Source organism: Buchananella hordeovulneris (assembly GCF_001907235.1).
GTDB lineage: Bacteria > Actinomycetota > Actinomycetes > Actinomycetales > Actinomycetaceae > Buchananella > Buchananella hordeovulneris.
Genome location: NZ_MQVS01000001.1, coordinates 76,497 through 89,982 on the forward strand (window position 1 = coordinate 76,497; position 13,486 = coordinate 89,982).

Here is a 13,486-nt window from a genome sequence, read left to right on the forward strand (position 1 = left end):
GGTCGGGCGTGCCGCCCCGGTGGCGCGGTGACTGCCGCCTAGTCGGTGGCGGGCGGCCGGGCAGTTACCTGGTCCAGGGGAGCCAGCGGGGTGCCCGCTGGCGGGGCCGCGGGCAGGGCGTCGTCGGGGTCGCTTTGCCGCGCGGGCGGGGCGGAGGCCGCGTCCGGCGTCCCGGCGGCAGCGGCCTGGCGGTGCTGGTAGCGGCGCACAAGCCTGCGGGCCAGCCAGTACACAGCGCCCAGGACTAAGGTCCACACCAGCAAGAGCGGCAGCATCCGCACCAGTCCCTTGGCGAAGTTCACGAGGTTCTGCCAGCCTTCCCGGAATGCCGATGAGAAAGAATCATCGGGACTCTCGTAGGCGAAACTGGTGCGCAGCTCCAAGTCCAGGGTCGACATCGAGACCTGGTCCTCCAGCACGCGCAGCTGGGCCTTCAAGCCATCTAGCTCGCTTTGGTGGGAGGTCAACTGGGTCTCCACTGCGAGCAGTTCCTCCACCGAAGCTGACTTCTGCAACAGTTCACGCAACCCGGCAATAGAGGCCTCCAAGGTTTTGATGCGTGCCTCGGTGTCCCGGTATTCCAGGGTCACGTCGGAGACGGAGACGTTGGTGCTTTCCACCTTGCCGAGGTCGTCGAGGTACTGCAGGAAGCCGTCGAACTTGTCGCTGGGTACCCGCAGGGTCATGGTGGCCGAAACACGTCCGTCGGTGGTTGAGGTGCCGATGTTGTCCAGGCGTCCGCCCAGTTCCTGAATCTTGGTGCGTACCGCAGCCAGGCCCGCCTCGGGGTCGTCCACCCGGACCCGGGCCGAACCTGTCTGAATGAGCTTTTGCTCCTGCCGGGCTTGCGGGGCGGTGTTTTCTAGGCCCCCATCGGTCGCCGCTTCGCCAAGTGCAGCGGAGCGATTCGTGTCGGCGGGTACAGCGTGTTCGGCGGCCGGGGCTTCGCCGTGGTCGGCAGTGCTTTGGCTGCCACCACCGGACGCGCAGCCGACCAGGAGTAACAGGCCCGTGCAAGCCGCCAAAAAACGGGAATACGCAGTTTTCTTCATGCCCCCAATGTAGGGAGCATCACATTTGTGCGGCAGGGGCTGGGGCGAACGCCCCCACCTTCGATACATGATCGCAACCTGCGAGCTGGTGGTAGCGGTCCCGCCCTAGTGGCGGTCAGCGGCCACGCGGCGGCGCCGAACCAGGCTGGCCACCAGCAGGGCCCCCAGGGTCACGGCCGCTCCGCTACCCGCAATCGTCAGGGCGCCGTGACGCTGGGCTTGCGCGGGGGCGAGATCGGTGGCGGCGGGCCGGGCCAGCAGGGCCGGGGTGGCAGAGGGCAGCGGCGCGAAATCTGGGTTTGCCGGGCCAGGCAGACGACCGTCGTTAACAAAGGTTAGGGCCGCTACCGGGGAGATTAGCCCCCAGCCGGTAGCCCGGTTGTGGTCCGTGGGAGTGGCGCGGGAGGCAGTGGCCAGCAGCCGGTACTTCCACTGGGCGGGCCGCTCGTGCGGGAACCGTCCGGCCACCAGGGCGGCAATCCCGGCGGCGTAGCCGGTGGCGTACGACGACGAGGGTTGGTCACCGGCAAAAATGCAGTCGCCGGAGGCCAGGAAGGCGGAGGGCACCGCCATGCCGGGGGCGGCAATGTCGATGTGCTCGCCTTGCACAACGCTGGTGGATGGCAGGCCGCGCAGGTCGACGGCGGTGACCGCTAGGGCTTGGTCGTAGCCCGCCGGGAAACGGGGCGCGTTGGGGTCCTCTCCTTCACGCATGTTGCCGGTGGAGGCCACCACGAGGGCGCCCTGCGCGTCGGCGTACTCCACGGCCTCGCGTAGCGCTGGGTGATCCTCAGGGGTGGACAGGGCCACGACGATGATCTGGGCACCGTTGTCGGCCGCCCACCGGATGCCTGCGGCCGTCCGGCCCACGTCCAATCCCCGCCCGGCCTGTGTGGTGCGCTCGTCGGGATCCTGGTAGACCCGCACCGGCAGTATGCGGGCGGCCGGGGCGAGCCCCACCAATCCGGAGCCTTCCACCTGCCGGGCGGCGATCTGCCCCGCGATGGCGGTGCCGTGTCCGTACTCGTCGACGTGGGCATTCTTGTTGTCCAGCAGGTCCAGGCCAGGCAGCACGACGTCGCCCTGCAGGTGTGCATTTTGGGACGCTACCCCTGAGTCGACGACAGCCACCACGACCTCGCCGCGCGACAACTCCCACGCCGCGGGCATACCCAGCTGCGCGATGATCGGTGGGGGATCGGCGATGAGGCGCTCCACCCCGACCTCGCACTGTTGGGCGGCGGGCGACGGGCTGGGGGCCGGAGCGGCGTGTGCGGGCGCCCCGAGGCCAGCCAGCAGCAGGCCGACGCTGAGTGTCACCCCGACGGTGCGGCGGCACGCTGCCCGCCCGCTCACTGTTTCTCCACCGTCTGCCACACGGTCTCGGATGTCATGGTGCCGCCGGCGGGCACCAACTTGCCCCAGGCAGCCGGAATGTCGACGATATCCTCCGGGCTCCAGCCGAGGTGGGCCAGCGTCGAGGTCGGGTCGGCGCCCAGGCTGTGGGACTTGCCGATGTCGGAGATGAAAGAGACGGCCCCCAGGTCGCCCCCCGTCGTCAGCCGCACCAAGGCCCCCGAGCCGCCGCCGACGGTGACCGGGTTGGCGCCCAAGTCCTCCTTGGGGACGGGCAGGGCAGCCAACTGGGCGCTGAGGGTCTCCTCCTGGGTGGTTAGCCGCAGGCACGGCAGCAGGCCGGGGGTGGTGGGCAAGCTGATGGATGTCGGCCAGTCGGCGGGGGCGACCCCGTCGGCGTCGACCTGCAGCTGGGCGATGTCGGCCACCGTCACCGAGAGGGGAGTCTGGGTGAGGGCGTCGGACTTGTTTAGGCCGTACATCGCTTTGGCCACCGGCGACAATGGCGCCAAAGTTTGCGGGGCGGAAACCACGTAGAAGCGGGAGGTGTTTTCCTCCGCGACCTCGACGATGGTGCCGATGCTGGCGTTGGCCAGTTTCGGTGGCATGCCGGTTGTCGGTTGGCCGACGTTGGTGAGCGTCAGGGCAGTCAGTGGGCTGCCGGTGGTGAAGATGCTGAGCCAGGCCGCCGGAACCTGCGTGCGGGGGGCTGTCTCCAGCCCGAGGGCCAGCAGCACCCCGTTGCGGGACTCGGCGGGGATCGGGTGGGCGGTTGAGCCGTGCAGCAGGTAGACGTCCCCCTCGACCTCCACCAGCATGGTGGAGGCCTCCTCTAGTTCGGCCGGGGTGGTGGCCACCCACGTGTGCGGGCCGTCGGGCAGGGCGCAGGTGGTCCATTGGGACGATTGCAGTGCGGCGGCGGCGGGGACGTCGTCGGGCACGTCCGTGATACCAACCTGGGGTCCCCGGTTGATGCCGGCAATGGTCGAGGCCGAAACTTCGCTGGTTTGGTAGTTGCCGGGCTCGGACAAGAGCTTGGCGGAGGTGATGTTGGTGACCGGATGCAGGATGCCGTTAATGGAGTAGTAGCGGGCGCCGGTACCTTTGACGACGATTACGGTCGAGTTTTGCCAGTTGGCAGGCAAAGTTGGGGCGAAGCGACCAGCCACCGCCGCCACCGCCAGCAGCACCAACGCCAGCAGGAGCCCCACGAAGAGGGGCCGCAGGGGAGAGCGAGGTTCCAACTCCCGTCCCCCGGGGGCGCCAGAGGAGAACGCCGTGATCAGGCGTCGGCGGTTGAAGCGTTGGGCTTCGAGGATGTCCTTATTCGACGGCACTTAGATGACTCCCCACAAGAGTGCGGTCAGCGGCATGATGGCGAGCAGGGCCAACACGCCGCAGGCGTCGGCGATGCGGGTGAGGGTCGGACGCAACTGGGCGTTGACCACGTTGGTCACCAACAGCAGGATGGCCGCCAGCAGCACCGCGCCGCCGACCACCGGCACCCAACTCGGCTGCAGGAGCGCCAGCGCGAGGGTGGCCCCCACGGTCAACACCATGCCGGTGATCACGCCGACAAGCACCTCCACGCGGGAACGCAGAAAGCGGGTGGTGAGCATGAGCGACAGTCCGGTGCAGGCCAGCAGCGCTATCGCCGTGAGGGATCCCGCCAGGAAGGGGGCCAGGAACAACAGGGTCAGGCAGGCGCCGAGTTTGACGGAGACGACGAACATGTGGGAGGCCGCCACTTGGGCGGCTATGACGTCGGGGTTTAGGTCGTTGTCTATCTCCCCCGTGACCCGCACTGGGAAGCGGGCCAACGCCACCCAGGGGGCGGCCAGGGTCAGCAGGACGAGGAAAGCGAAGACGCCGGCCGCGGCCGCCGGGCTGGAGACGCCAGCGAACTTGGTTAGGGCGGCGAACACGCTCAGGCATACCCCGGCGGTGACTGGGCCCCATAGGGAGGCGTGGAGGTCACTGGGCAGGGCGAAGACCCCCAGGGCGCCGAGGGTGGTGCCCACCCCGGCGGCCAGCAACGCGGCGCTGTCCCACTTGTCCGAGCCCAGCACAGCGGCGGCGCTGCCGAGCAGTAGGGGCGCGGTGTGGACCAGCGACAGGGCGCCACCGCGGGATGGTACGCGGGCGACGACGGCGGCCGTCAGTACCACCAACAGTGCCCCCACGATGCCCACGGCGGCGGCTGCCGCCGAGTGGGTGCGATCAGAGGCGATGAGCAGGGCCGCGACGGCAATGAGGAGGGCGGCGGTGTGCGCCGACAATTGCAGCGAGTGGCTGCGCTTCCACGGGGCCTGGTCTTTCTCCACCGATTTGCTGACGACTTCGACGAGGTCGTCGTATCGTTGCTCGCGGGCGGCAGTCGCGAGCGGCTGCAGGGTTAATACCGACCCCGCGGCAACCTTCTGGGCCCGCAAGGATTTTTCTTGACCGAGGCGCTTGCCGACCGAGGTAAAGACCGCGTAGCCCTCAGAGGCGGCCAGGGTGTCCAGGCGCCCTAACGCCCGGGCCAGGCCCGGGAGCAATTCAGCCAGCGGCACCTCGGCGGGAACGGAGAGATCGGCGGTCTGGCCGTCGTAGGACACGGAGATTGGCAGCAGGGTCGGCGCTGACGCAGGTGCCAAGTCGTTCATTCTCTCCTCCAAGGTGCCTCATCGTGCCTCGAACCGATGCTAGGTTCCTGGCTCTGCCCCAGGCTACTGGCGTCCGCCCCGTTTCTGCCCCATACAGGTCCGTTCCGGTAGACGGCGGCAGTAATATTACCTACTGTGTGCGTTGTCACAGATAGTTTGCGACTGGGCATACTTATCTATCGATCCATTACTTGGAGGACAGTATGGAAGGACAGCTTTCGGCAGCCGAAGGTGCAATTCTTCGTGGTGCAGACACCGTGTCCAGCACTCGCGAAGAGCTTCGTGGTCGGTTGAAGACTCTGGAGTCGCAGATCGCCGCCATGGGTAAGGGATGGGATGGCCCCGCTGCTGCGGCCTTCCACCTGCTTATGGGGGCATGGACCGTGTCTTCGCGTACGGTGACCGATGCACTGGAGGACTTCGAGGCCAAGCTACGCGGGGCGCAGCAAAAGTACGAAGCCACTGACTCCGCCGAAGCGGACGTCTACACCTCGATCGCCAAGTCGCTCGGCTAAACGGACAGTAAAGGAGACATATAATGGACTTGAGGGTTAACTACGCTGTCTTGGCCACCGCCGCCGCTGACGTGGCCGCGGGTGCGGCCCACATTGAGTCGATCCTGGCCAACATGGACGCGGAACTGTCCCAGCTGAAGAGCAACTGGGAAGGTGATGCCCAGCAGGCCTACCTGATCGCCAAGGGCAAGTGGACCGACGGCATGGAAAACATGCGCGAGGTGCTCGCCCGCATTGGCCGGATGGTGGAGTCTTCGGGCGAGACTTACGCGTCTGTCGACTCGACCAACGCGCAGGCGTTCATGTAAGAACGCTCGCTAAGAGGGGTCCCGCCTGTTCATGCAGGCGGGACCCCCCTTTTAGCTGTGCCCGGATGTCTGGGCGTGTCTGGGTAGCCCTGCGACGGGACTGCGGGGACAACGCGGGCATTCGCTCCGGCCTCTGGTCCGCCAGGCGTCTGCGGCGGCTCGACGCGGCGGGCCGCTCGGCGACAGCAGTCTGCCTGGGTTCTTTCCGCCTAGCGTGGCGGCTCCGCACGGCGGGCGGCGCGGCGCGTACGCGGGGGACCAACGACGTGCACTTGCGGCCCAGCCGACTCGGGTGACTGGGAGGCTTTGCCGCTCCGGGGTTCGATGACATGCACCTGCGGCTGGGCCGGGCTGGCGCCTGCGGGAGGTGTCGACTTGCCGCCCCCCGTCGGGGCGGGCTTCGGCCTACCGTCCTCTGTCGGGGCGGGCCCCGGCCGGAGCAACACCGAGCGCGACAACTGGGCAGTCGTCGGCACCGGGCGGCTTTCGACCTTCGGGATAGGCCCCGTCAGCCCTTCCGACGGTGGTGTGGTTGACGGAGTGGCTCCCGGCAGGAAGCCGCCGGGCACGCGCGGGGTCGAGCCCGATGGCGTCACAGCGGAGGGGCTTGGCGCGCGGTGGGTGGGGACGGACGACGCGACTGTGTGCAGCCGAGGGGTGGCCGGGCCCGGGCCGTTGGCGCGGTGGCGACCAGAGGGCTCCCCGGTTCCCTCAGCGCTGCGGCGCGGGGTGATGTTGGGGGGTAGGGCAGCTGCGGGGGCCGGGTTGACGCCGTTGGCGCGCCCAGTGGTCGCCGCCGAGTGCGGGGGTGGCACGGGGGACACGCGGGGCCCAGCCTGGTGCTCCCCACCGGCGGTCGAGGGCTGCGCGGTGCGCGATGACGGGGGACGGGTGGGCACCGCGCGCGGCCCTGCTGCGGGCGGTGCCGGGTGGGGGACCGCGGGGTTCCGTGCGCCGGCGCCGGTGGGTGCTGTGGGGCGTGCCGCGCCGAGTGGTGCGGGTGGGGTGACGGGGCGGGGCATCGGGATGGATGCACCCGGCCCACCCGGTCCGCTCGGGTGCTGGCCGGTGGGCGTGGGGGCGGTTGGAGCCCCGGGGTTTCGTGCGCCGGTGCCGGTGGGGGCTGTGGGGCGTGCCGCGCCGAGTGGTGCGGGTGGGGTGACGGGGCGGGGCATCGGGATGGCTGCACCCGGTCCACCCGGTCCGCTCGGGTGTTGGCCGGTGGGCGTCCCCGCCCTGTCCTTGCCGCCGGATGCGCCCTGCCCGACGGCCGCGCTGGGTAGCCCCGCGCCGGCGGGAACGGCCACCCGCGACCGAGCCCGCTGCGAATGGGCCTCGCCGAGGGAGTCGGGACGCGAGCCGCCACGATCCGCGCGGCGGCCACCTGCCGGGGCGGCATGTTGCGGCGGTGGGGGCGGGAGCGGAGCAGAACGACCAGCGCCCGCTCTACTCGCCCCGACGTTGGCGGGGCGGCGAGCGTAACCCGCTGACGCGGGCACCGGTTGGCGCACGTCAACCCCACTGGTGCCGAGCAGGCGATCCACCCAGTCCTGGCCATTGCGGGACAGCGCGACGGAGACAGCGGGCCCCACGACTGTCAACAACAGCAGCGTCAACAACCCGACGCGGGCGAATGCTCGCCCAAGGCCCGGGGCCTGATTGGTGCCAACCCGCACCCAGGCGGTGCCCGTGACGTAAGCCCCGGGGGAACGGCCCAGGATCGCGCGCGTCAGCGCCAACACCACGAGTCCTTCCCCCACGATCATCCCCACGAAACCGGGTGAGGGACGCACTAGCCAGGCCACGGCCCCCAAGCCCGCCAGACACGCGACATCCAGCAGGTGCGCAGTCAGGAGTTTGCCGCCCGTCGCCGGGGCAACCTGCGGCAGCGGCGGGGCCCCGAAGGCCGGGAAGTGGGAATCGGAGGTTGCGGTGCGGGTCATGACATCACCTGTCGCACTAGGGTGAATAGGCCTGCCGCCAAACTAGCGGCTGGCAGGAGCGTTAGGAGGCTGAACGCCTCCACGAGATCCAAGAAACGACCGAAAAGCGGCGTTGTTGGTTTGGTCGTGTGCAGCACCGTGCCCACACAAACCCCACAGGCGGCCACCACCAGCATTGCCCCCATCGTGGCCGCCCCCACCTGGGGCAGGAGCGGCGAGCCGAGGGCGGTGGCCAGCACCAAGACGAGTGCCGTCAGGCGGGGCAAGGCACGCGCCCCGCGCTCGCGGTGGTGGCGCGGGGTCACCAGCAGCACGCCCAGGCACGCCAACTGCAGCGCGAGTGCCGCCCGCCCCGCCCAGGTAGCCAGTCCGATCAGCTGCACGTTCAGGAGGGCGGTCACCGCCACCAGGGTGCAGCAAAACAGCAGCAGAACCTGGCCACGGGCGGTGGCTTCCCGCAGGGAGCGTTCGACCCGGCGGTGGGTGATGGGAACGGGAGCGACGACGGCGGGCGCCCGCACCGTTGGGGCCGACGTTGTCACCAGCGGTAAGTCGAGCAACTGGCTGTCCGGCACCCGGAAGGTGTATTGGGGGGCGACAGTCACACCGACGGTGGCCAGTACCTGCACGAAGGGCGCCAACTGTGTCCACGGCACCCCGAGGGTGGCCTGCACGGTGGCGGTGATGGCGAGGCCCGCCCAGACGTAGGCGGCAGTCAACAAGACGGTGCCACGGGTCAAGGTCCAAGCCAAGAGGGCCCCCATCAATGCCCCCCACGCGGCGAGGGTGGGCAGCAGGCTGGCGGCGGCCAGGGCGTCGGGTGTCAGCAGGCCCGCCACGGCCAGCCCGACACAGGCCGTCGTCGGCGGGCAGAGCCACGGACTGGTCCACACGCGCCGCCGCGCCAGTAACGCTAGGGACAGGGCGAGACAGAGCGCCGCCAGCGCCCAACGCAGCCAAGCGGGTGCCCACGTTTGGGCCAGCCACACCTCTGCCACCAAGGTCGCTTCGAGCACGATGAGGATCCCAAAGGCGGCGACCAGGCCGAGCACGGGGTGGAACCAGCTGCGCGTGGCTTCGGTGATGGCCCGGACCTCCGCCTGCCGGGTGTCGGTGCCGCGGGTGATGGTCAGCAGGCTGCCGGGGGGCAGGTGCGAGCCGAAGACGTCGTCGAGGTCGACGGTTTTGCCGTTGTTGTCGGCGACAACCAGAGTGCCGGGGGTGTGGTCTATGCCCAGGTGGTCCAGGAGGCCACCCAGGGACGTGCCCGTGGGGACCGCGACGTCGTGCCTGCCGTAAACGTCGACGATGGTCGCGGAAGTCAAGGAGCCAGCCATCCAGTCCTCCTAAGTATCGCGGCCGCGGGCCGGGCGAGCGGGACGCCCCCGAGTGTCGACGATAGTACGTGGCCTATGGGGCAAGTAGAGGGCGAATGCACCGGTAATGACCCTGAGGTCAACACCCGGCAATGATCCCGCGTAGGATGCCGCTGTGTCTACGGCCACAGATATGGCCGCCCAAAGGAGGAACCCCATGGCCACCCTAGCTCCGGGTAGTCGCACGGCCGTCGCTCCGGAAATGCCTGAGGGGCAGTTGATGCTGCAGGCTCCACCCGACCAAGCCGAACCGGCCGGGGTGGGCAACATTTTGGCGATGGTGCTGCCGATGATGGGGTCGATGGGTGTCATGGCGTTCATGGCGTTTTCCCAGAACTCCAATCCGCGCATGCTGCTCATGGCCGGAGGCATGGTAGTGGCGATGCTGTCAATGGTCGGGTTCAACCTGTATCGCCAGATCGGCGGGCATCGGAAGAAGGTCTCGACGCTGCGGCGCGAATACCTCGCCTACCTCGGGGAGATGCGCGAGACGGTGCGGACGGTGGCCAAGCAGCAGCGGGCCTGCGTCAGCTGGCACTTGCCCAACCCGGACACGTTGGTGTTGCTGACGGAGGACGGGGTGCGCCTGTGGGAGCGGGATATGTCCGACCCGGGTTCGCTGAGCGTGCGCCTGGGCACTTCGCAACAGGATCTGGCGATGGAACTGGTGGAGCCGGAGTTGCCGGCCCTGGCCAACCCCGACGTCGTCTGCCACTCGGCGCTGAGCCGGTTCCTGGCGGCCCACTCCACGGTGGATCAGATGCCGTTTGGGGTGATGCTGGGTGACTTCAGCCATTTTGAGCTGTGTGGTCAGGTCGCGGACACCCGCAGCCAGGCCCGGGCTTTGCTCACCCACTTGGCGACTTTTTTGTCTCCCGAAGCTTTGCGCATCGCGGTCCTGACCACTCCGGAGGCGGCAAGCCAATGGGAATGGCTGAAGTGGCTACCGCACGCCCGCTCCACGCAGAGCACCGACGCGCTCGGGGCCGCCCGCCTGGTATCGACGGACGCGGCAGAGCTGGCAGGCCTGTTGGGGGAGGAACTGACCGGACGATCCCCGTTCACGCCGCGCGGCGATCACACCGACTGGCCGCACCTGCTGCTGGTGCTGGATGGTCAGCAGGCCCCGGCCGGGATTCTGCCGCTCATCAACGGGGCGGAGGGGGTCACGGTGGTGCGCCTGATGGCGTCGTGGGGCGCCTTGACCAGCCGGACCACGGTGCGCATGGTGTTGCGGCCAGGGACCGACGAATCCGATCCCGGGCAGATGGAGGTGTTGCTGCTCGACCATCCGCCGCTGGAGACCGTGCCTGACCAAATGGGGTTGGCGCAGGCGGAGGCGGTGGCGCGGCGGATGCTGCGGTGGCAGACCCAGTCGCGGCCCTCGGTGGAGGCGGCTGTCGGGCAGACGGACCCGAAGCGGTCGGTGGACCTGATGGAGCTGCTGGGCATCGGCGACATTCGCGACTTTGACCCGGAGCGGCAGTGGCGACGCCGGGAGGGGCGAGACCGGTTGCGGGTCCCATTCGGGGTCACCCCGGAGGGGGTGCCGGTGCTGATCGACATCAAGGAGGCCGCCCAACAGGGCATGGGCCCGCACGGGCTCCTCATTGGGGCCACGGGTTCCGGCAAGTCGGAGGTGTTGCGCACCATCGTGCTGGCGATGGCCCTGACCCATTCGCCGGAGCAGTTGAACTTCGTGCTGGTCGACTTTAAGGGTGGGGCGACTTTCGCGGGCATGGCGGATCTGCCGCACGTGTCTGCAATGATTTCCAACCTGGAGTCGGAGTTGTCGCTCGTTGACCGGATGCAGGACGCGATCCGTGGCGAGATGGTGCGCCGCCAGGAACTGCTGCGGGAGGCCGGAGCGTACGCCAACGTCACCGATTATGAGGCCGATCGGCGGGCGGGCAAGCACTCTTGCCCGCCACTGCCCGCGCTCTTCATCATTCTGGACGAGTTCTCGGAGCTGTTGTCGGCGAAGCCGGAGTTCATCGAGATCTTCGTGGCCGTGGGGCGCCTGGGGCGGTCAATGTCCATTCACCTGCTGTTGGCTTCCCAACGGTTGGAAGCTGGGCGCTTGCGGGGCTTGGACTCGCACTTGTCTTACCGTATGGGTTTGCGGACCTTCTCGGCTTCCGAGTCCCGAGAGGTGCTCGGGGTTGCGGACGCCTACGAGCTGCCGAACTATCCCGGGGTGGGGTACCTGAAGCCGGGCACGGACCAGATGATCCGGTTCCGCGCCTCCTATGTGGCAGCCCCACCGCCTGCCCGTCAGGTGACGGCGGGCTTGACGACGTCTGACGGCTCGGGCCGGGAAGTCAAGTTGCTGCCGTTCACGGTGGCGCCGGTGTTGCAGCGGGAGGACACCCAGGTGGCCAGCAACGAACCGACGGTGCTGCCGGGAGACGAACGCTGGGTCGGGATGTCGGAGATTGACATTGCGGTGGAGCAGATGCGCGGTAAGGGCACGCCCGCCCACCAGGTGTGGCTGCCGCCGCTGGAGGTGCCCGAGACGATGGATAGTCTGCTGGGCGACCTGACTGTGACCCCGGAGTTGGGGCTGCATTCGCCGAGTTGGCGGCAGCGGGGCCCGCTGCGTATTCCGCTGGGCATCGTCGACTTGCCGCTGGAGCAGCGGCGGGCCGGGCTGGAGGTGGAGCTGGCGGGTGCCAACGGGCACGTCGGGATTATTGGGGGGCCGCTGTCGGGTAAGTCGACGGCGCTGCGGTCGCTCGTGCTGGCGTTGAGCTTGACCCACACCCCGCAAGAGGTGCAGTTCTACATCATTGATTTGGGTGGGGGAACGTTCGCGTCGTTCGAGGGCGCGGCGCACGTGGCGGGGGTGGCCACCCGGGACCGGCAGGACGTCATTAACCGTATGCTCGCGGAGATCGACGCGATTCTGGCCGACCGGGAGAAGTATTTCCGGGCGCACCGCATCGATTCGATTACGACTTATCGGCGAGGGCGGGCGGCCGGTCAGTACGACGACGGTTACGGCGACGTTTTCCTGATCGTGGACGGTTGGGACAGCCTGCGGGCCGACTTCGACAGTCTGGATATGCGGATCCAGACGATGATGGCGCGGGCGTTGACGTTTGGGGTGCACCTGGTTGTGGGCTCGCAGCGGTGGATGGATCTACGCCAGCAGATCCGCGACGTGATCGGCACGCGCATAGAGCTGCGGCTGGGCGAGGCCAGCGATTCGACTATTGACCGGAAGGCAGCGATGAATGTGCCCGACGGGAAGCCGGGGCGGGGTTTGGAGATGAGCAAGCATCACATGCTGCTGGGCCTACCGCGCATCGATGGGGATTCGGATCCGAGCACGGTGGGGGCGGGCGTGACGCAGGCTTTGCAGGCTATCGCCGAGGCGGCACCGCACGGCCCGGGCCCGAAGCTGCGGTTGCTGCCGGAGCGTATCGAGGTGGCAGAGTTGTTGGCTTTGCCGGGCGCTGATCCGCAGGGCCGGGGGGCGGCCGCCAAGCTGGTGTTGGGGATCGAAGAGACTCGCATGGGGCCGTTGCTGTTCCGGCCCCGGGTCGAGTCGCATCTGTTGGTGCTAGGGGACCCGAAGTCGGGCAAGTCTTCCTTCTTGCGATTGTTGGCGCGTGAGGTGATGCGGACGCATTCCCCGAAGGAAGCCAAGATTTTCGCGATCGACCTGCGGCGCGCCATGCTTGGGCTGTTGCCACAGGATTACACGGCGGCCTACATCACGAAGCGTGATGATATTCAGGCGCAGATGGAGGGCCTGGCCAAGTATTTGACTACCCGGCTGCCCGGTAACGATGTGACACCGGAGATGTTGCGGGATCGTTCGTGGTGGACGGGGTCCGAGGCCTGGGTGCTGGTGGATGACTACGACCTAGTGGTCACGAGTGCGGGTAATCCACTGTTGCCGTTGCAACCACTGTTGGCCCAGGCCGCTGACATTGGCTTGCACCTGATTATTACTCGTCGCATGGGTGGGGCGTCGCGTGCACTGTACGAGCCGATTGCCCAGTCTATGAACGAGCTGGGGACGACGGTGATGTTGTTGTCCGGTAACCCGGATGATGGCGCGGTGATTGGGCGTGTTAAGGCTGTGCGTTCTGTGCCGGGGCGGGTGCAGGTCATCTCCCGGGATGCTGGTTTGCAGGTGGCGCAGTTGGGGTGGACGCCGGGACAGGGATAACGCGCGGGGTCGGCGGGTGGGGGTGTGGAGTGCTCCCCGGAAGTTGGGTCCGGTAATCGGGTGCCTTCTTCCGGGGAGCACTGCAGGTGTTTGGCGGCCCCCTTATTT

At 68.3% G+C, this 13,486-nt stretch carries 9 protein-coding genes; 3 read left to right on the plus strand and 6 right to left on the minus strand.

The genetic code is table 11. The features are described 5' to 3' along the window. Nucleotides 1–38 precede the first annotated feature (38 nt). From BSZ40_RS00360 to eccD, 4 genes are all read right to left on the minus strand, one after another. Nucleotides 39–1,052: a DUF4349 domain-containing protein gene (locus tag BSZ40_RS00360; protein WP_073822135.1), complete on the minus strand. Its 1,014-nt coding sequence runs from the start codon at nucleotides 1,050–1,052 to the stop codon at nucleotides 39–41. Nucleotides 1,053–1,157: 105 nt separating this feature from the next. Further along, nucleotides 1,158–2,408 (minus strand): S8 family serine peptidase, encoded by a 1,251-nt coding sequence (locus tag BSZ40_RS00365; protein WP_084542500.1) that lies wholly within the window; start codon nucleotides 2,406–2,408, stop codon nucleotides 1,158–1,160. After that, nucleotides 2,405–3,745, minus strand: coding sequence for a type VII secretion protein EccB (gene eccB, locus BSZ40_RS00370; protein WP_073822137.1), 1,341 nt, complete (start codon nucleotides 3,743–3,745; stop codon nucleotides 2,405–2,407). The genes BSZ40_RS00365 and eccB overlap by 4 nt, the downstream gene beginning before the upstream one ends. Then, nucleotides 3,746–5,056, minus strand: a complete 1,311-nt coding sequence (gene eccD, locus BSZ40_RS00375) for a type VII secretion integral membrane protein EccD (protein ID WP_073822139.1) — start codon at nucleotides 5,054–5,056, stop codon at nucleotides 3,746–3,748. Nucleotides 5,057–5,259: 203 nt separating this feature from the next. Between eccD and BSZ40_RS00380 the strand changes: the two genes are divergently transcribed. Beyond that, nucleotides 5,260–5,571: a WXG100 family type VII secretion target gene (locus BSZ40_RS00380; RefSeq protein ID WP_073822141.1), complete on the plus strand. Its 312-nt coding sequence runs from the start codon at nucleotides 5,260–5,262 to the stop codon at nucleotides 5,569–5,571. A 23-nt stretch (nucleotides 5,572–5,594) separates the two neighbouring features. Continuing rightward, on the plus strand, nucleotides 5,595–5,879 hold the full coding sequence (locus BSZ40_RS00385; RefSeq protein ID WP_073822143.1) for a WXG100 family type VII secretion target: 285 nt from the start codon (nucleotides 5,595–5,597) through the stop codon (nucleotides 5,877–5,879). Between the two features lie 209 nt (nucleotides 5,880–6,088). On the opposite strand, the gene BSZ40_RS11180 is transcribed toward BSZ40_RS00385, so the two are convergent. Both BSZ40_RS11180 and BSZ40_RS00390 read right to left on the minus strand, forming a co-directional pair. Beyond that, nucleotides 6,089–7,822, minus strand: coding sequence for a hypothetical protein (locus BSZ40_RS11180; RefSeq protein ID WP_084542501.1), 1,734 nt, complete (start codon nucleotides 7,820–7,822; stop codon nucleotides 6,089–6,091). Beyond that, a complete protein-coding gene (locus tag BSZ40_RS00390; RefSeq protein WP_073822145.1) occupies nucleotides 7,819–9,159 on the minus strand; it encodes a ubiquitin family protein in 1,341 nt (446 codons plus the stop codon). The genes BSZ40_RS11180 and BSZ40_RS00390 overlap by 4 nt, the downstream gene beginning before the upstream one ends. Nucleotides 9,160–9,355: 196 nt before the next feature. On the opposite strand from BSZ40_RS00390, the gene eccCa reads away from it, so the two are divergent. Continuing rightward, the gene (eccCa, locus tag BSZ40_RS00395; protein WP_073822147.1) at nucleotides 9,356–13,378 is read left to right on the plus strand and encodes a type VII secretion protein EccCa; all 4,023 of its coding nucleotides are present in this window, start codon (nucleotides 9,356–9,358) and stop codon (nucleotides 13,376–13,378) included. Nucleotides 13,379–13,486 lie beyond the last annotated feature (108 nt).